Source organism: Bradyrhizobium sp. BR 1432 (assembly GCF_051547705.1).
GTDB classification, from domain to species: Bacteria; Pseudomonadota; Alphaproteobacteria; order Rhizobiales; family Xanthobacteraceae; genus Bradyrhizobium; species Bradyrhizobium zhanjiangense.
In genome coordinates this window covers 1230742-1250129 of record NZ_JBPUGF010000003.1, presented here as the reverse complement: position 1 = coordinate 1250129, position 19388 = coordinate 1230742, and the positions used below count along the sequence as shown (strand labels likewise).

Annotated in this window: 14 protein-coding genes, 1 tRNA gene and 2 pseudogenes; 11 read left to right on the top strand and 6 right to left on the bottom strand. The window is 57.4% G+C overall.

Annotation, left to right across the window (positions count from 1 at the left end; all coding sequences use genetic code 11):
* Positions 1-749 precede the first annotated feature (749 nt).
* Positions 750-983 (bottom strand): hypothetical protein, encoded by a 234-nt coding sequence (locus tag ACSKB8_RS06075; RefSeq protein ID WP_438103209.1) that lies wholly within the window; start codon positions 981-983, stop codon positions 750-752.
* A gap of 719 nt (positions 984-1702) precedes the next feature.
* Here ACSKB8_RS06075 and ACSKB8_RS06070 point away from each other — a divergent pair.
* The 9 genes and pseudogenes from ACSKB8_RS06070 (at position 1703) to ACSKB8_RS06030 (ending at position 14659) form a co-directional block, all read left to right on the top strand.
* Positions 1703-2734, top strand: a complete 1032-nt coding sequence (locus tag ACSKB8_RS06070) for an acyltransferase (RefSeq protein WP_438103207.1) — start codon at positions 1703-1705, stop codon at positions 2732-2734.
* Positions 2735-2827: 93 nt separating this feature from the next.
* On the top strand, positions 2828-3742 hold the full coding sequence (locus ACSKB8_RS06065) for a DUF5829 family protein (RefSeq protein WP_438103206.1): 915 nt from the start codon (positions 2828-2830) through the stop codon (positions 3740-3742).
* Between the two features lie 148 nt (positions 3743-3890).
* Positions 3891-4505, top strand: a complete 615-nt coding sequence (locus tag ACSKB8_RS06060) for a hypothetical protein (protein ID WP_438103204.1) — start codon at positions 3891-3893, stop codon at positions 4503-4505.
* Between the two features lie 483 nt (positions 4506-4988).
* Entirely contained in the window at positions 4989-8774 is a 3786-nt protein-coding gene (locus tag ACSKB8_RS06055) for a MupA/Atu3671 family FMN-dependent luciferase-like monooxygenase (RefSeq protein ID WP_438103202.1), read from the top strand.
* A pseudogene (locus tag ACSKB8_RS06050) lies at positions 8771-10849 on the top strand (type I polyketide synthase); the annotation flags it as partial. The gene ACSKB8_RS06055 and the pseudogene ACSKB8_RS06050, both read left to right, overlap by 4 nt.
* Positions 10850-10920: 71 nt before the next feature.
* Entirely contained in the window at positions 10921-11274 is a 354-nt protein-coding gene (locus ACSKB8_RS06045) for a hypothetical protein (protein WP_438110427.1), read from the top strand.
* Positions 11214-12962 carry a thioester reductase domain-containing protein gene (locus tag ACSKB8_RS06040; protein WP_438103200.1) on the top strand — a complete coding sequence of 583 codons (1749 nt, stop codon included), beginning with the start codon at positions 11214-11216 and terminating at the stop codon, positions 12960-12962. Before ACSKB8_RS06045 ends, ACSKB8_RS06040 begins: the two co-directional genes overlap by 61 nt.
* 271 nt (positions 12963-13233) lie before the next feature.
* Positions 13234-14166 (top strand): annotated as a pseudogene (locus ACSKB8_RS06035) (MFS transporter); the annotation flags it as partial.
* On the top strand, positions 14147-14659 hold the full coding sequence (locus tag ACSKB8_RS06030) for an MFS transporter (RefSeq protein ID WP_438110425.1): 513 nt from the start codon (positions 14147-14149) through the stop codon (positions 14657-14659). The pseudogene ACSKB8_RS06035 and the gene ACSKB8_RS06030, both read left to right, overlap by 20 nt.
* 348 nt (positions 14660-15007) lie before the next feature.
* On the opposite strand, the gene ACSKB8_RS06025 is transcribed toward ACSKB8_RS06030, so the two are convergent.
* A complete protein-coding gene (locus tag ACSKB8_RS06025; protein ID WP_438103198.1) occupies positions 15008-15235 on the bottom strand; it encodes a response regulator transcription factor in 228 nt (75 codons plus the stop codon).
* Between the two features lie 758 nt (positions 15236-15993).
* On the opposite strand from ACSKB8_RS06025, the gene ACSKB8_RS06020 reads away from it, so the two are divergent.
* Positions 15994-16932, top strand: coding sequence for a LysR substrate-binding domain-containing protein (locus ACSKB8_RS06020; RefSeq protein WP_438103196.1), 939 nt, complete (start codon positions 15994-15996; stop codon positions 16930-16932).
* 491 nt (positions 16933-17423) lie between these two features.
* Positions 17424-17690 carry a helix-turn-helix domain-containing protein gene (locus tag ACSKB8_RS06015; protein WP_438103194.1) on the top strand — a complete coding sequence of 89 codons (267 nt, stop codon included), beginning with the start codon at positions 17424-17426 and terminating at the stop codon, positions 17688-17690.
* A 29-nt stretch (positions 17691-17719) separates the two neighbouring features.
* Here ACSKB8_RS06015 and ACSKB8_RS06010 read toward each other — a convergent pair whose 3' ends face one another.
* From ACSKB8_RS06010 to ACSKB8_RS05995, 4 genes are all read right to left on the bottom strand, one after another.
* On the bottom strand, positions 17720-18289 hold the full coding sequence (locus ACSKB8_RS06010; RefSeq protein WP_438103192.1) for a tyrosine-type recombinase/integrase: 570 nt from the start codon (positions 18287-18289) through the stop codon (positions 17720-17722).
* Complete coding sequence (locus ACSKB8_RS06005) at positions 18222-18533, bottom strand: hypothetical protein (protein WP_438103190.1); 312 nt, start codon at positions 18531-18533, stop codon at positions 18222-18224. The genes ACSKB8_RS06010 and ACSKB8_RS06005 overlap by 68 nt, the downstream gene beginning before the upstream one ends.
* Before the next feature lie 51 nt (positions 18534-18584).
* Positions 18585-18995, bottom strand: coding sequence for an integrase arm-type DNA-binding domain-containing protein (locus ACSKB8_RS06000; protein WP_438103188.1), 411 nt, complete (start codon positions 18993-18995; stop codon positions 18585-18587).
* Positions 18996-19300: 305 nt separating this feature from the next.
* Positions 19301-19385: transfer RNA gene (locus ACSKB8_RS05995), tRNA-Leu, on the bottom strand.
* Positions 19386-19388 lie beyond the last annotated feature (3 nt).

The following is a 19388-nucleotide window of genomic DNA, read 5'->3' as shown; positions in this document are numbered from 1 at the left end:
AACTTCCCGCACAGATGATGCAGGCAGAACCGTTCTGGACGCGGCGCGGCGGCCTAAGGTCCGCTAAGTGTCGGAACCGGCGGTCTGCGCCGTTGTGAGGCCTTTCGGTTCTACACCCAACAGCCGACACTTGGACCAGCATCGAGCCATGGCAGCTTCGGGGCCAAAAGCTGACTTAACCGGCGGTTGCGCGGGAGAGCGCCGCTAGATACGCGGACCAACTAAAAGCGAACGGTCCTACGTCGGTAATCTTCGTTTCGGGTTCGAAACCCATTCTCGTATGCAAAGTCGGACCACTGCACGGAAGCATCATCTCGACGCGAGACAAAAACCGTGATGGCCCGCGCAAGCGAAATCACCACATTCGGGGCAACTGAACAAAACGGCACGGTGGCCGCCTCCAATGCGCACCTCGGACGTCAGCATATTCATTGAAACGAGGATCCGAAGGGCACCCACACATGTCGGAGGTGGACGCCTGAGTAGCTCTAAAGAGGGACACGCCATTGACGACGAAATCAAAGGTGTGCCGCTCGATTGAGTCTGTCCGATGTAGGGTCGCGAGTCGGAGTTGATCAGCCATTCGCACCGCGGTCAATCTGTGTATTTGATCCAGCGTCCCCATAAACATTTTGATCGTGTATGCCCAGACCGCCAAGTCCGCTACGGGTCACAAGCCGCCGAGCGCGCTCAAGCGGGGTGACTTCCGCTTTGCCTTGCGGCGCCGACGTTTATGACCCTAGCCCGGCTCACGAAAGATCATCCCGCGGCGGTGGATAGCGCAGGGCCAGCACCGACAGGGATAGATGCCGTTCGTCCTCCGGCAGTTCCAGATCAGCCAGCACGAGCGGCCGCTTCCAATCGCCGACGCCGAAATCCATCGTCATCCATTTCTGCGGCTCGGGGCCGTCGAGGCCCCGGACCCAGACGAAGAAGCGGGGCAGGTCGTCGGCGTCAATATCCGTCGTGCGTCTCCTGGCCATCGAAGCTGTCCGCTGCATCACATCAATTGCCACAGGATATAGGTACTGGCACGGCGAAGTCGAACGCGTCGCGGCGGTGCCGGACGCGTAGTCTCTCCTCCTCGTCATTGCAAGGAGCTCTTGCGACGAAGCAATCCAGACTATCTCCGCGGATGCATTCCTGGATTGCTTCGCTGCGCTCGCAATGACGATGTGGATAGAGCCGGGGCGAGAATGAGGCTATCAAACTGCTGTTGACTTAACTTTCGCGGCTTGCTCGCGCCGCCAATATTTATCTTCCGCTAAGCGGAGCGCGAGCGATTTGCCAAGTTGCCATTTATGCACCTACCGACCGCCGCTCACATTTCCTGAGCTGGACTGCGGCATCAATGGCAGGCACGTCGCAGGTGACAATCGTGTGTATCGATTGGAGAAATTGTCCGAGCGCGAGTGTGCTTCGAGAAATTCTTCGCCGTACCTACTTAGGGTGGTAGTTGCGAGCGCAAAACATTCTGTGCTTGAAACGAAAGCGCGGCCCAGTGCCGCTTGTTGTGAAGTGGCGCAACCGCATTCAGTGCGCAGGCGCGTGTGCTCACTCGGCGCGGGCCAACGCGAAATCGAACGGCGGCATATTGAGGGAAGTGGCGATGATCAGTTGCCCGGCTCCGATCTCGCTCTCCACTTATGACCAGTCGTTCGGCTTGGCACCGTCGGTCATTCGTGTGCTCAGTTAAAGATACGTGCCCGACATCGAGCGGTTCAACTTCGCACTTGGTCGGGCATTCGAAAGATTTCCGCAATTTGCGACCGCACTCGCTCGATCGCACCGTGGATCGTCTGAGCTGGTACCGCTGCAGCGCCCGCAACGCTTGATAGTACGATCGCCAGTAGACTGGGACCCCGATTCAGTTACTGCGAACCACCTTCCACTTTTCGTAACTGGGCTGGATCTGGGGCCAGGAGATCCGATTTTCACCGCAACTCTGACCCCCGTGACGGGCGGAGCTGTGATTGGATTGAGCATGTCGCACGCGGTCGGCGATGGTTATTCGTTCTATCTCTTTATGTCGTATTTGCTCGAGCAGTTGGCAGCTGCGCCTCAGTCTCGTTTGTCCGCCGAACAACAGCTAGACCACATAATCCGTTCTAATGCGCCGGCATCACAGGTCGCATCCCGACAACAAGACTTCCGCGTGAAGCGTGCGTTTAGCGTAAAGGCTTTCGGAAGGGAGTTCTTGGATTCGTTGCGCGCCGAGCTTGCGACAGATCAGTTCGTGCCGACACTCAACGAAGCACTGACCGCGTTTTTGTTTCACCGTTACGGTCCAACACTCCTGAGGGGTGCTACGGCGCTCCGTCTTCGTGTTCCGGTAAACGTGCGGGATGTACATCCAAATATTGCGCGCACGTTTATTGGCAATGCGTTTTTGGAGTCGATCGTGCCCGTTGCAGACGTGATCAACTCGCCGTCAGCGGCACGTGACACCGCGAGGAGAATACACGAGGCAGTGGCTAGCGTGCGAAATCCGGACTATCTGTCATCGGCTATTCATATCCGGAATGATCGGATCGAGCTGAGCGCTCCAGATAGTTATATATTCAACAATCAAGCGGACATCGTCTCAACGAACTATGCGCGAATGCCGGTTCACACGATTGACCTTGGCAAGGGGCCGCCGGTTCGCATCTTTTGCGCACTAACTGCGCCAACCGGCTTTGTCCTTGTTCCAACATTTGATGGACTCGAGGCGCACATGTGTCATCGCGCATGACGGCGTCCACGCGTGCTCCGATCGACAGAGATCGGATCGCTGCAGTGAATCCGAAGCAACGCAACGATCTCTTGAAGGAATGGTGCCCACGCAATGACTCAACATCGCAACAATAAGATCGACAACCGTGACGTGGCATTTGCCACTCCTCCGCATTTAGATCACGTCTTTCTGACGGTGGGCGCCGAAGCGTTGAAACTGATCAACGAATGCGAATTCCTTCGCGGTGAACAGTTCAGTCGATTTGCAACGCGCTCTTCAGAGAGCTCACTGCTGTCGTCTTACACCGCAACGCGAGTCTACGGCAAAAATACAGTTGTCGAGATATTTCTCGACCGATTCGGAGGCAACGATACGTTTATTGAGCACTGTGCTGGCATTGTGCTCAGCTTTGATCACCCGGGCGAAATGACAGGAGCCCATCGAGAACTTCATTCGGCGGGAATTCCGTTTAGCAGCGAGATTGTGCAACGGGTTACGCCAACGGCTGATGGCGGCCGGAACCAAAGCCCTTGGTACGAATTCACCAGACCCGAACTGGGCGGGATCAGCCCGGTCGCTCTATTCCTGCATGAAATGCAACCCGGCTTCTTGGCAGAAATCGGTGCGAAGGCCGGGCCTGGTGGTCGGCAGGATCGGTCGGAACGTTTCAACGCAGCCCTCGGCCGGTCGCATACGCCTGACCATATTATGGAAGACATTGCCGTTGTGACTGTCCGACTGCGTCCCGCTCGAATCGAACGGGCGTCGGCCATCCTCTCGACCTTGGGATATGAAGTGTCGATCATGGAATCCGGCATCCGTGTGCGTGGAATAGATGCCGAATTTGTCTTCCTCGCGGATGAGTCCCCACGAGAAGGAGCCGTGGAGCTGACGATAAAGATGGCCAGACCGGCACCTGGCCGCCGCTTTGACTTCGGACCCGAGTCGTCCCTCGTGCTGTCGCCCGCAGGTCCTTACGATTGCTCGGCCGTGTGGACGTTTCTTCCTCACCGCAAGACGTCGTGAGGCTGTCATGACAGACCACTTGCAACCGGCTGGAGTTGATTGCGCTATTGCCGGACAAGCGCGCTCGCATGATAGAGGACCAGAGTCGCCGGCGCTGCTCTCGGCTTCGTGGGATGAGGCGCCTAGGCGGACATTGTCATCCTTGTGGTTGAGACGCATCGAGAAGAGCCCTGAAACGATCGCGCTCCGATGCGAAGATATTGCCCTTACGAATCGCACGCTTAAGGAGAGAGCCAGCGCAATCGCTGATCGTGTTTTGGCAGTTGCCCAGAACGGGCAGGAAATTGCCATTGTCGCTGGTCGAAGTCATCATCTCGTGGTTGCGATCATCGCCGCAGCCTTGTCGGGGCGGAGTAGCTCAGTGCTGTCGCCCTCGATGTGGCGACGCGATCTTGTTGCGGCGACCTCCGGAAAGATCGTTCTCACCGAACGAACCTTACTGGCGAGCTTTCCATCCTCGTCGGTCATCGGCGTAGACGATTGGGACAACATCGAGCTGTTGGATGGCGCCCCCCACATCGAAGCAGGGCTACCACAATCCGACAAGGTTTTGGCGGTCGGATCAAGCAAGGCGATCGTCGCGGATCCAATTGTGACCTTTGTTCACGGCTTGGAGCAACACCGCTTCCATCCGACGCGAATTGCACTGTTCTCGGATAGTCAATCAAAAGAGTTCCTGGCGGAGCTCTGGGCCGGATTACTTTTTGGCTCCGTCACCCATTTGATGCCAGCCGCGAACGAGTTCTTTGGCGGCACTCGTTAAGACGTTCTCTTCTGGGACGGATGCGCATGGAAGCATGTCCATCTTTTTGACGCCGGCTACGGCGGATACCCTACTGGCTGCGATCCCAGATCTACTGAGGGCCACGGACGGGATTATAGTCCACGGCACCGGGCTTAATCCCGCACATTCTGCTGCGGTCGCTGCACACGCGGCAAGCCACAGCACCCTTGTCGCACTCACGGCAGTGGGACAGAACACCCGTGTTTCTGCCGATCAGCGCAGCGGATGCCGACCCGTTGGTCGCGATTCACGAAGCTAACGGCGATGCATTGTTGGTTATTGCCGACAGAGTCGGCGAACCAGTCGCGCCCGGAGCGATTGGCCATGTTTGGCTGCGCTCACCTTCCGGAGCGCTCGTACAGATAGACGCGCAAGGCTGGAAGACGCCAGCCGGCCGTGAAGAGATCTTCGTTTCTGCCGAGTGGCACATCTCGCACGTATTTGAACCACAGCGGAGCCAACTTGATTACCTACTGGCGCGAGCGCCTAGCAGGCCTCGCCCCGTGCATCGACCTGCCAGAAGACAGGCCTCGTGCGCCAAAAGTAAACACTGGATACGCAAGCATCACGAAAACCCTTCCCTCTGAACTGGAAGCTCGCGTCACCGCGTTTGGCAGGAGACAGAACACGTCCGTGCAGACGACTTGTCTCGCGGCTTTCGCCTTGGTTCTACAGCGATACAATCGCGATACGGATATCGCAATTGGCACGTTGTTCCCGCGGAAGCAGGGCGCTTTAATTCAATCGAACGGTGGCGTCTTCACGGATGTCGTCGTGGTGCGGCCTGCGGTCTCAATGTCGCGCTGCTTTTCGGAGTTCACCAACCGCCTGACGGCAGAGGTGATCCGCGATGAAGAACACCGAATGCCGTTTGCGGACCTCGTCGAGGTTTTGCGGCCTGATTCCGATGCCGCACACGGCGCGGTTTGCCAGGCATTCTTCGCATTTTTGCAAGACCAACCTGATCTGATAGAGGACGAAGCGACGGGCGATGGACTTCGACCCATGGGTCTGGGCGGTGCGGCCCATGGAGATCTCGCACTGAACGTTATCCGTAAAGGCTCGTCACTCATTGTTCGACTCGCCTATTCGACGGTTCTATTCGACGAAGCGACGGCAAGCCGTATCGTCGGGCACTTCGTAACTATGCTCAGCGAAGGCGTTAGCCGCCCGGAAGTCGATCTTGCACTTCTGGAGATTTTACCGGCGACCGAGCGTGATCTTCTCCTCACAGAGTGGGCCTACGGCACAGTTGAGGTGGAAAATCGCCATCTCGTTCACGAACGCATTTTGGCTCAGGTCGAGCGTACTCCAAGTGCTCCGGCCGTCGTCGATGCTGTGCGTACGATGTCATATCGAGAACTCGACGAGGCTGCGAACGCCTTGGCAGTACACCTGCAATCTCTCGGCGTTGGTCCGGACTCCGTGGTCGGCGTTTACATGGGACGCTCCGTTCAAACGGTCGTCGCGTTGCTCGGAATTCTAAAGGCTGGCGCCGCGTACCTGCCCCTCGATCCTGAATACCCGAGCGACCGCTTGTCCTTTATGATTTCCGATTCAGGAGCCGCGATCGTCGTTTCGACGGTATCAATGCTTTCTGCGGCTCGTTCCCTAGGAGCCAGCGTGGTCCCGGTCGATGCGGTCATGAATTCGAGCGTCGAACTAAAGCCCGTCAAGACCGCTTCGGCACACCTCGCCTATCTGATTTACACCTCCGGTTCGACAGGACGACCAAAGGGCGTTCGCGTCACACATGGAAACCTCGCGACATTCCTCACGGCGATGGATTCCCAATTCGGCGGCGACGCGCCAGGCACGTGGCTCGCGGTTACAAGTATCTCTTTTGACATCTCAGTACTGGAGATTTTCTGGACATTGACAAAAGGCTTTCGGGTGGTGATCCGAGCCGATCAAAAGCTCCAAAGGTCTACGTCCTCGCCACCGTTGCCTGCACGTCCGGCTTCCGCTTCGGAGCGGTCGATGGAATTCAGTCTCTTCTTTTTCGGCAATGCCACGTCTGACCAGGATATCAAAGCCGATCGTTATCGTCTGTTGTTCGATGCTGCCAAATTCGCAGACCAAAACGGCTTCACCGCCATATGGACTCCGGAGCGCCACTTCCACGCCTTCGGTGGACTCTATCCGAATCCGTCCGTCCTGTCGGCGGCGTTGGCCGCCACAACTCAGCGGATCAGCATTCGCGCGGGAAGCGTCGTGCTGCCACTCCACGACCCCTTACGTGTCGCCGAAGAATGGTCGCTCGTGGACAATCTATCCGGCGGCCGTATTGGCGTAGCCTTTGCGTCGGGTTGGCAGCCCGATGACTTCGTGCTCGCCAGCGATCAATACGAAGGCCGAAAGCAGAAGATGCTCCACAGTATTGGAGAGGTTCGAAAGTTGTGGAAGGGCGGGACGGTACGTCGGCGGAACGGTGTTGGTAAGGAGATTGACGTTTCCGTATACCCGCGGCCGATTCAGGCCGAACTGCCAATCTGGTTGACGAGCTCGCGTCACCCCGAAACGTTTATCGCTGCAGGTGAAGCCGGCGCCGGAGTTCTCACCCATTTAATCGGTCAGAGTCTGGATGAACTTGCCGGGAAAATTGCGCTCTATCGAGATGCATGGAGCCGGAGCGGCCGGCCGGGGCGTGGACATGTCACCCTGATGGTACATACCTTCGTGGGTAATGACGTGCACCGAGTTAAGGACTTGGTGCGCCAACCACTCAAAGACTACATCCGGTCTTCATATGATCTGATGGCGGGTTTGGGCGTTGCACGTGGGGTCAATATACGAGACCTCCCAGAGCAGGAATTGGAGGGTCTGCTCGACCTTGGGTTCGAGCGCTTCTTTAAGGAATATGGACTCCTCGGCTCGATCGGCGACGCCGCGACGACCGTGGCAAGGCTGTCCGAGATCGGTGTCGACGAAGTCGGGTGCCTGATCGATTTCGGAATCGACGATAAGATCGTCCTAGAGGCCCTGTCAGATTTGGCCTCAGTTAGAGAATTGTACCTGAACAAACGAGCGGCAGACAAGGCGGCGTACCAAGGTGACAGCAGTGTTGTCGACGATATGCGACGTCATGGCGTCAGTCACATCCAGTGCACCCCCACCCTTGCAAGCATGCTCTTAGCGGAGCGCGACTCGGGCGCTCAGATGCAACATCTGCACCGACTCCTAGTCGGCGGCGAAGCACTACCGCCGGATTTGGCTTCTGCCCTTGCTAATGCCGTTGGTGGCACAGTTCACAACATGTATGGGCCGACTGAGGCGACCGTGTGGGCAACCTCTTGCGCTGTGTCACCCGGTCAAGCGCCAAAGATTGGCCGACCGCTGCCAGGCTATCGCGCCTATGTCGTCGATGCCGCGATGCGGCCAGTTCCTATCGGCGTAGCGGGTCAATTGATGATCGGAGGCGGAGCCGTTGCTGACGGTTATCATGCCCGGCCCGAACTAACGAGCGAACGGTTCACACCAGGCCATCTCTCAGCCGACGGCGATGGGCGCCTCTATCACACGGGTGATTTGGTCCGATGGCGCCCATCCGGGGACCTGGAGTTCCTCGGAAGAGTTGACCAACAAGTCAAGCTGCGAGGCCGGCGCATCGAGTTGGGAGAAATCGAAGCTGCGATCGGTGCTCACGAAGCGGTTAAGCGTGTCGTCTGTGACGTGCGTGGAGACGGCGATGGACGGCGAATTGTTGCCTACGGCGAGATTGTTACCGGGCGTGCGCCCCCAACTGTTGCTGAGTTGCGCATTCTCTGTTCACGCACCTTACCGGACTACATGGTCCCGTCGGACTTTGTCTGGATTGACGCCCTGCCGCAGACGCCCAACGGAAAGATCAACCGGCAGGCGCTCCCAAATCCGGTCGTGCGTCACGATGTTAACGAGGGGGATATAGCACCGCTTGGCGATCTCGAGGAGAAGATCGCAGCGATTTGGCGAGAGGTTCTAGACATCGATAGAGTCGGTCGGAACGACAACTTCTTTAGCCTTGGTGGAAATTCCGTACTGATTGTTGGCGCTCGGAGTCTGCTACTCGACCGCGTCGGGGACATCTCTCTCGTTGATTTATTCCGCTACCCGACGGTCGCGAAACTCGCGGGCCTATTCGCGGCGCGCGCTCAACCACAAGAGGCCAATGACAGCGCGGCGTCTCGCGCTGCGGAAGCGGCGGCGCGCCGCCTCGCCGCTTCACGCGGCCGACGAACACGGATCGGTACTACAGGAGAATCAGCGTGAGCTACGAGGATATAGAGGCGATTGCAATCGTCGGCATGACAGTGCGCGTCCCCGGAGCGCGGACCACCGACGAACTTTGGCGCAACATTTACGGAAAGGTTGAATCGGTGGCATGGTTCAACCCCGCCCAATTGGAGGGTGCCGGAGTTCCGCGCCAGCTTTATAGTGATCCCGCCTATGTTCCAGCCGCGGCAGTCCTCACCGATGCCGACCAATTCGACGCGGAATTCTTTGGCATCAGCCGGAGCGAGGCGACGATGCTTGATCCGCAGCATCGGATGTTCCTGGAATGCGCTTGGGAGGCGCTTGAGGACTCTGGTTATGACCCTCACCGATTCGAAGGAATGATCGGCGTCTATGGCGGCTGCTACGTGAACCGCTACATCTTCAACCTTTATACCAACGAGGAATTCGCACGGTCGCCTCTGGTCCATTACGCGTGGCGTTACAACGACAAGGACTTCATCACGGGGCAGGTGGCCTATCAGTTCAATCTTCGAGGTCCGGCCATCACCGTCCAGACTGCCTGCTCGACCTCGCTGGTCGCAACGCATTTGGCATGTCAGGCGCTGCTTTCTCACGATTGCGATATCGCGCTGGCAGGGGGCGTTACCATACGAGTGCCGTTAAGCGCCGGCTACTTGGCGCCGGAAGGGGCGATGTTTTCGCCGGATGGCCGTTGTCGACCGTTCGATGCTGCTGCCAACGGAGTGGTTCCGGGTGAGGGCTGCGCAATTGTCGCATTGAAGCGGCTGAGCGACGCGATCGCCGATGGCGACAACATCCGGGCGGTAATCCGAGCAACGGCAATCAACAATGACGGACGTAACAAGGTCAGCTTCGCAGCACCTAACCCGGAGGGGCAGATGCGGGCGATCATCGCGGCGCACACCATGGCCGCGGTAGACCCAGACACAATCGGATATGTGGAGGCGCACGGGACTGGCACGCGTCTCGGAGATCCCATCGAGGTGTCGGCATTGACGGATGCCTTTCGCCTCCACACGAAACGCCGGAATTTCTGCGCTCTGGGTTCGGTAAAGGCCAATATCGGGCACCTCGATGCCGCAGCCGGGGCGGCTGGACTAATCCGGGCGGTGTTGGCACTCGAGCGAAAATGTATCCCGCCACAGGCGAATTTTGTAGAGCCGAACCGCGAACTCAAGCTCGATACCTCTCCCTTCTATGTGCCAACAGAACCCCAGGAATGGAATTCTGTTGATGTGCCGCGCCGAGCTGCTGTCAGCGCGTTTGCTGTAGGCGGCACGAATGCCCATATTATTCTCGAAGAAGCGCCCCCAAGAGCCGATGTCGCCGAGCGCCGCCGAACGCACGAATTACTCGTATTATCCGGGCGCGATAAGAAGGCAGTCGATGCGGTGGCAGCGCGTCTCGCCAACCACATCGATGAACATCCCGATCAGAACCTTGCGAGCGTGGCCTTCACCCTCTCGGAGGGGCGATCGAAACTGCAATCGCGACGCTTCGTCGTAGCAGCAGACGCGGCCAGCGCAGTGCGCGCCTTGCGTGAGCCCGCACAGGCGGTCACCCCCGAAGGGGCAGAGCCCCGAATCGTATTCATGTTTCCCGGGGTAGGCACCCAGTACCCTGACATGACACTCGACATCTATGAAACTGAACCTGAATTTCGGAAACAGGTTGATCTATGCGCCTCTCTTGTGTTGCAGCGTCTTGGTATGGACGTCCGCCACTACCTGTTTCCCTCTCGTTATCCGGGCGTCGAGGTGGATCGGGAGTCGGTGCCGCACGTGCTGTCGGCTATCTTCACCGTCGAATACGCCCTTGCTAGGCTTTGGCAGTCTTGGGGAGTCAAGCCCGACGCCATGCTCGGTCATAGCCTGGGCGAGTATGTTGCCGCATGCATGGCCGGAGTTTTGTCGCTACCCGATGCGCTAGGCCTAAGCGTGAGGAGAGGGCGCCTTTTTGACCTCATTCCGGAAGGCCGCATGATGGGCGTTCCTCTTTCGGCATCTGAGATCAAGCCGTTCCTTGGCGATAAGCTATCCTTTGGGGCGGTAAATGGCCCTGGACTTCTGTCCTGGTCTCTGGACTCAACGCCGATCTCGAAGCCCTCAGCGAGAAGCTGGCGCAGCGCGGGATCACGTGTCGCGTCTTGCCCGTGCGAATGGCAAGCCACTCCTATTTGGTTGATCCTTATCTCGAGGATTTCACGAAGACTGTGGCTGAATATCACCTTTCGCCGCCGACAATTCCCTATATCTCCTGCCTCACCGGGAATTGGATCGGACCGGAAGAAGCAACAAATCCTGGCTATTGGGCTCGACAACTTCGATCACCCGTTCAATTCGAGTCCATGGTCCGCACCGCTCTCTCAACCGAACACGGTGTTGCTCGAGGTTGGACCCGGCAATACGCTCTGCACGCTTGCCAGCGCACAACGTCTGGAATCGCGCCCGAATGCCAGTACCATCGTTGCGTCACCCCAATGATCCGCGTACCGACTTCGAAAGCCTGTTAGGTGCAGCCGGCCGGTTGTGGCAGTCTGGCGTAGCCGTTGACTGGAAATCCGCGACCGCGGCTGACACGCCGCACCGCGAATTGCTGCCGACCTATCCTTTCCAGCGCAAGCGGTATTGGATCAACCGTGGCAGAGCTATCGGCCCTGGATCAAGCGCCGACGAGTTAGGTCATACAGAAGGAACATTCTCTTCCGAAGCCAATCCGATCGATGTAGTGGATAATATCGCGAACGTACATATGTCCGAACGCGAGCGAGCTGTCGCGGAGATTTGGCGGAGCCATTTAGGTTACAACGAGATCGGTCTTGATGACCATTTCGAGTCCGTCGGCGGCCATTCGCTGCTTGCGGCCCAGATGCTGCCACATCTTCGCGCACTAAGCGACGCGCCTATCAAGGTGACGGATTTCTTCGGCTCACCAACCATCCGCAAATTAGCTGCACTGATTGATGCCGCAGGGACCCGATCCACCGTGGATTTGTCCGCGGAAGTGGTTCTAGATCCGGCAATTCGAGCATCCGGCCTTCCCGTCACCGGTCCGGGACCAGCATCAGCAGTTCTGCTCACCGGCGCTACGGGATTCCTAGGTGCGTTCCTGTTGTCTGAACTTCTTCAGCAGACGGAAGCAACCGTCTATTGCCTGGTCAGGGCGGCCGATCCGGTAGAAGGGGAACAGCGGTTGCTGGAGACATTACGAAGCAACCAGTTGCAAGCCCCGAAGCCCGGTCGGCTTGTCGCCATTCCAGGAGACCTCGAGAAGCCCAGGTTGGGCGTGCCCGCCGCAGACTACGAGGTCCTGGCTGGTCGTCTCGACGCAATATATCACTGCGGAGCACGTGTAAATTTCGTCCGGCCATATTCGGTTCTAAAGACCGCAAACGTCTTGGGAACCGAGGAGATTTTGCGCTTGGCGACTCGTCGTCGTCTCAAGACCGTCCACTACGTTTCGACGCTTTTCGTCAACACGGGAGCAATTGCAGCCGGCGCGAAGTTCGTTGGCGAAGAAGATCCGCTTTTTCCTCCGGTTGGACATTCATCGTCTTACACAGAGAGCAAATGGGTTGCCGAAGGCCTCTGTCGTCTAGCCGCTGCACGGGGCGTACCCGTCGTGGTCTATCGGCCAGGTAACATCCTTTGTCATCAGCACACCGGGGCTTGCAATCCGGAGGATTTCTTCACCAAGTTTGCTCAGGGGTGCGTCGACCTCGGCTTAGCCCCGCGCCGGCGCGCAGCTTATCCGGTCGGCGCGGTAGACGACGTCGCACGGATGGTGGTGTTGTTCTCGCTGCAAGAAGATGCGATCGGCCGCACGTTTCATCTTGTCCATCCCGAAACGCTGGAATGGGAAGACATGTTCGGTCATTTGGATGAGTTTGGATATGAAGCGCCACTCGTGTCGTGGGAAGAGTGGCACGCGGCCTTCGCCCGAAAGGTTGACTCGGGGAGTGACAATGCTCTCCTGCCTCTGACCGATATGATTGACAACGTGAAAGTCGATAATCACGATTGGCCTCGGTTCGGTGTAGACAATTCTAGACGCTTCCGAGAACGACTCGGGCAGCCATATCCGGTACTCGACCGCAGCTACTTTGCAAGAATGTTCGGACATCTTGCCGAACGAGGCCTGTTGCCTACTCCAAAGCTGAAAGCAGCGAGACGTCCACCCGTCCTCGCTCCTGTGAGATAGGCGTCCTAGATCTGAGCTGTTTCAGCGATTGAAGCCGGTTCGAGTCCAGATTCTGTTGTGCACTTGTCTCGCGTCCCGAACAGGCTTCCATCGCTTCGAATGCGTCGCCTTCCGCCTTCCGGAAGTTCTAACAACGTACATGCTCTGTGATGGATCCGCTCATCCGCCAGTGCTCCGTAACCCACACGAATGTAGTAACACCTTCAGATAGGGGACGACAGTGACCGTGGAAAGTTCGGCCCGCGCAGACGAAGCGACATCGCTGGTGAACATGTTGGTTCTTACGATTGTCGGAATGGTCTTATTCGTCGTGAATTTCGATATCACAGCGATCGTTATGGTGATGCCCCTCGTAAAACGGGATCTGGCACTCGATGTCGGCGGCTTCGCTTGGGTCATGGATTCCTACAGCATTGCACTCACGGCCTTTTTGCTAACCGCCGGCATTCTCGCTGACCGTTTTGGCAGACGCATGATGTTGCTTTGTGGCAATGCCGCCTTCCTTCTCGCGTCCCTTCTATGTGCCTTTGCAGGAGATCAACCGCTTCTCATCATTGGCCGCGTGGGCCAGGCTGTTGGTGCGGCCTTTATGATGTCCTCTGGGCTCGCAATAATTGGCAACCGCTATACGGATGCAACTAGTCGCGCGCGCGCGTTCGCCTGGACAGGAACAATGTCAGGAGCCGCAACTGCGCTGGGCCCGGCCGGCGGAGGCCTGATCGCCGACCTATTGGGGTGGCATTGGGTGTTTTTGATCAACATCCCCATATGCCTATTTATTGCAATCGCCGCGATCGCAGCAATCGACGAATCTCGCGATCCAACTAAGCGGAAGATTGATCTGCGCGGCATCGCGACGTTGAGTGCACTACTTGTCTCGGTCGTCTGGCTCCTACTCCATGGCCCACGCATCTCGACGTTCGAAGTTCCCAATTGGCTTGCAGTTCTCTTGGTGGTCGCGCTCTTTGTTGCCTTCTGGTTAACTCAGCGCTTCGGAACTCAACCGCTTATAGAACTCGATTTGTTTTCCAGCCGTACGTTTGTTGGATTTTGTCTCGTGCCAGTTGCGTTGTCGGTCGCTTACTGGGCGGTGCTGATTTATCTACCCCCCTTCCTGCAGGAGCGGTTGGGTCGTTCGTTTAGCGAAGCGTGGGTTTTGATGCTCGCTGCAACGATGCCGATGGTTGCATTGCCAATGTTTTCCGCTCGAATTGCACTGGCAGTGGAAGCGAGAGTTCTTTGGTGTCGGGCTTCTGATCGTCGCGATCGGGGCCTTTGTCTTGGCTGCGGCGGCACAGATGCAGCATCTCGTCATAGGCCTTATTGGCATGGCCATCGCGGGGTGTGCAAACGGTGTACTCAATCCGCAACTAACGGCGAGGATTGTCGGATCGGTACGTCGCGAGCAGGCGGGAGCGGCTTCTGCGATAAGCGTAATTCTCCGTCAGGGAGGATTCGCTATCGGGATTGCGATCTTCGGTGCTGTGCTGCGAACATCGCTGGAACAGCCCAATTCAATTTTGACTGGGTCCAATGTATTTACCACGATCTTTGCAATTGCCGCGATCGCTGCCCTGGTCGGCTCAGCGGCGGTGTTTGTCCTAATTGGACGGCATTCTTCGGATCGAGAATTGCCGTCCCCAGCGGCAGTCAGCTGCATGGATGACGATAGTCAGGGTAAGGCTCGGTCAGGGTAAGATTTATCGGGACGCGTTAGTGCAATCTTCCAGACCCAGACTCGGAAGAATCCCCAACGCCATGCGAGTGTTGGCAGTACTGCTTCAGCGACGAGTATTTCGTCGCTGTTTGGCCCGCGGCCCCCGGTACTCGGACGCCAAGTTGTTCCCTTAGCGTCCGAAGCAACTAAGGATATGCACCTCATCAGAGTTTCAGATGACGAATTGCCTGGCCATGCCTGGTGGTAAGTCATGGCGGTGTCGCGGCGATGTGTAATTCCATCCACATTCCCTCGCAGGCCATTCTTTGCAGATTTCCGTAGGATGCCGGTCAGAGAAGCGCCCCATTTTAGCTTGCAGACACGTTAGCTACTGCATGTCGTGCACGGCCGCCGGCGCAACAATGAGCCCCAGGCGGACTGCATGAAGACAAGCAGTCGTTCGAGAATTGACGCCGAGCTTTTTCATCGAGTTCTTAAGATGAAAATTAACGGTGTGGACACTTATCGACACAATGTCCGCGATCTCTGACGATGATTTCCCTTGAGCAGCCCAGTTGAGGCATTCTTTTTCTCGCGCAGAAAGACTGATGTTCATTGACGACGTCCAAACCTTCCAACTTAATGACGCACCTTATGGTTGTACACTGTGACGTGTCCAGATACCCGGTGAGGAATCATTTTCTACTCGCAGATGGTCAGCTCGAACGTCATCTGTTTTGAATACGCCAGATAGTACGTCGCCAATTGAGCGCTCATTCGCCATCTGCTGTCTTGCAAGCCGGCCCTTCTCCCCAGTAGCGAACAACCTTGCGAGAAGCCCCACGCGATTGTTACCAGTCAGGTCAACGCGATTTGTAGAGGCTTTTGGTGGGGCCGTGAGCGTAGCGGAGGCGCGATGTTCATGTGGACGGTTGCGCACATGACTTTCGCCGATGCATACAGAATAGCGCCGGTCGCGAACGAGCGCCGTTGTCAATATCTGTCGGCGAATGGACGCTCTAGCAGAAGCGCTAATATTCAACGCCGGACTGGATACGTTGATCACCTGGGTTTGGTCGGTAACTCGCGTGGAAAGGCTGACTGCAATTTCCGTCAGCTCAGCCGATGGCGCGGTGAGCTTCAATTGGGCGAACAAAAGACGCTCACGCGCGAAAAAGGCGGGTGAGGTCCCAGTTGGAGGCCGCTTAGCCCGCATCGCCTTCTGCAGTTGCATACAATGGAAGTTTGGTGACCGATGTTCGTTCGTTGAAGGAGCAATAGTCATGCGACCTTAATGCCGCACACCTCCGGGGCGAGGCGAATGATCGTTTCTCAAAACGGCATGAATCTGTATCATGCCACCGGAGGTTTCCAATGATCCGTCGCATGCCACCTTTCGGACCGCTTGTCGCGTTCGACGCAGTCGCCCGCCATCGCTCGTTTACGCGCGCGGCCGACGAACTGGGGGTTACCCAGAGTGCAATCAGTCATCAGGTGCGTCGCCTTGAAGAATTCTTCGGTACGCAACTTCTGATACGCCGCAATCCGGGGGTCGAATTAAGCGATGACGGGGCAAAGTTAGAAAGCGAGCTCGGGCCGCTCCTCAACGAGATGGCGGGTCTTGGGCCCAGTTTAAGAAATCGACCGGCCCGACAGACGCTGCGCTTGGGAGCCGGCTCATCGTTAGCCGGATGGTGGTTGGGGCGTCGATTGAGAAGCTTTCGCCATTTCAACTCGAAGATAGAGATCGATTTCCGGCTCGTCGAGTCCGAGGCTGTCGGTGAACCACCGCTAGACGTGCGGATATTGTGGACTACTCTCGCAGAGTCGCGTGCGACGCCATCGCAAGAACCGCTTGTACGCGAACGTATCTTTCCAGTCTGCGCGCCGTCTCTGCTTCCTCAGGGCATGCCTTTGTCGGATCCGACGGCGCTGCTCGATCTTCCGTTGATACAGAAAGGCCATCCCCCTGAGGGTGAATGGAGTTGGGGTTACTGGCTTGAAAAGCTCGGGCTTAAGCGAACCGAGCCGCGCGGTCTTTTATTGGGGGACATGGGCCTTTGCCTGACCGCCGCCGTGGAGGGGGCTGGCGTTGCCATCGGCCGCTCTCTCCTTGTCGCCGATGCAATCAGCGACGGGCGCCTCGTCCCGGCACTTACAAACGCTCCCCATGTGCTGTCAAACAAGGTTCACATTGTGCGTTGGAGCCAGGATCGCATTGGAGATCCACACATCAAAGTTCTGGTAAACTGGCTCGCGCAAGCCGCCGGGGACACGGATCGCGCTATCGCAAACGCCTCACATTCGTTGTAGAAATCTATTGATTTGTGAGGTGCTCTATTGCCAATTCATTGATCCGGTGGTGCCAACGAAACTAGGGAGTCGTCATTCGCCATCGGTCCCTAAACATCTCGCCGCTGGCCAGTGAGTTCCTCGATTCTTGTGACTAGGCACCTTGGTAACGAGCCGATGGGCTGAGGGATACAGTGCCGGATGTAAGTCGGGCAACAATCCTGTTGCAGATTGATGTGCTGGCAATATCCTCGCGCATCAATCTTGTTTCGTTCTTCCGCTGCAGGCAGTTTATGACGCTTGGACCGCTCACGCCTTGTTGAACAGTTTCACCATGTGCGCCGAAGCTTGCTAGAGCTTGATTTGCACATGACGTAACTCGATTGAAATTGCCACAGCTCAGTTCGCGAACTTTCGGAGCCGTTGAACTGCCTTCACTATTGGGTTTTTCTAATCCGATCTGTCTCCCGCGCGCTGTAACCAAGCGACTGCTTTCGTGACAAGGAGAGGCTATGACGGATGATCTGTTGGAAGAGGATGGGCGGAGCCCGCCCAGAAGCTCGCTTTCGTCTACGAACGATCGCGACGGGAAAGTGGTCCCGTTTCGGGAGCGACTCAGCTGCACGGTGGACGAAGCTTGCACAGTAACGGGCTTGGGACGCACGAAGCTTTATGAGTTGATTGGATCAGGCCAACTTGTCACGACAACGATCGGGCGTCGGCGCTTGGTGATAGTGCGATCGCTTCTTGAACTTGTGGGCACAACTATTTCGGCGTGACCAAGCCTTAATCAGCCTGATAGGCGCGCTCAGCGCTGCGCGCCTCCCTTGATCGAAATGACCCTCTTGGCATCGAGCCAGTGGTCGATCCGATCAGCCCAATGCTGCATCAGCTTTGTGCGCGAGCCGATCAGCGCGAGTGGGCCGTGCTTCTTGTAGAGACCTTCGACGGTAGAGTTATCGAGATGCGCGAGCTGCAGCTCGACGACATCACCATCCCATGCCTTGGCGTCCTTGATCTCTTCGTGGTGAGACAGGGTCGAGAAGGTGGTCCGGAATCCGTGGGCACAATGTTCAGTCTTGGTGTCAATGCCAAGCAGTCGCAAGCGCTTGTTGAGCGTGTTGTTCGACAGCGGCGTGTCCCTCGAACAGGAGAACGCGTACCGGCGATGGCCGGTTAGCTTCTGAACGCTCCTAAGAATTGAAAGTGCCTGGCGTGACAGAGGCACGACGTGGTCCCAGCCGGTCTTCATCTTGGCGGCTGGAACAGTCCAGCGTTCGGTGTTCCAATCGACCTCGGTCCACTCCATTTCATTGACCATCCCGGGGCGAGGAACGGTCAGCGCGTTCGAAGCGCAAGGCAAGGCCAACAACGTCACTAAACCTCGCTCTCGTCCACGGTGCGCTGATGAGCTTAAAAACGCGCGTCACGTCGCGTGGTTCGGTGACGCCGGGACGTGGCGTCGAAATGTTCGTAATCATCTGCCCATTCAGGTTACGGAATGGATTGTAGCCGTCTCTTTCGACGTCGGCATAGTCGCAGATTTGCTCACCGATGCTGCGCACGCGGTCGCGGGTTTCCAGCTTCCCGTCGGCTTCATATGCACGCATGAAAGCGAGCACGTCCGGACACTTAATGTCCTGCCTGCATAGCTTGCCGAAGCGACCCTTGACTTAGCCGACGCGAAGCTCAAGCACCTCGATGGTCTTGGGATCGCGCACCGCTACGATCCTGCCGCGTTTGACTTTCTCCACTTTTTTCTTCGCAAGCCACTCGTCCGCCCATTGCCCGAAAGACCGGGCGGCCGCCTGCCTGTGCTTGTCCAGCTGCTTCTCGGTGCTCGGATCTTTTCCTTCCTTAAGCTGGTCTTTGGCCTTGTCGCGCTCGCGCCGCGCGTCAGCAAGAGAGAACGAGCCATCGCTGCCATTGCCGTAAGGGCCATGGAGTAGGTTTTCTGACGGCCGTGGAAGCGGTAGCTCATCCGCCAGAGTTTGGAAGCAGCGTGGCCGGGCCTGCTCACGTCGGGCGTGACGAATAGATAGAGGCCGCCGCCGGTCACGTCGGAAATCTTGGCCGGGCTCCACGCGCCCCCACCGAATTTCGGTCGGACGGCGCGGCAGTCGACGTCGGTCCTGATTTGTTTGGGGTTTACGTGCGCGCCGTCGTTCTTGCGGGCCATCTGCTCAATTCCTTCGTTCGGAATAGCGGAAGTCACCGTGAACGTCTGTTCTCCCGATACCAACAAAAATACCAACAAATCGAGCGGCTGGGGTCGGATGAGAACAAACGGTGACGAACACCGACTTATGCAGAAGTGCCTATTTTTCAAGGGCTTGGAGTGCTGCGCGGACGGCTGCGGACGCTGACGAATGGGCCCGAACAACCTAGTTGGTGCCCCTGGCCGGAATCGAACCAGCACTCCTTGCGGAACTCGATTTTGAGTCGAGCGCGTCTACCAGTTCCGCCACAGGGGCCTT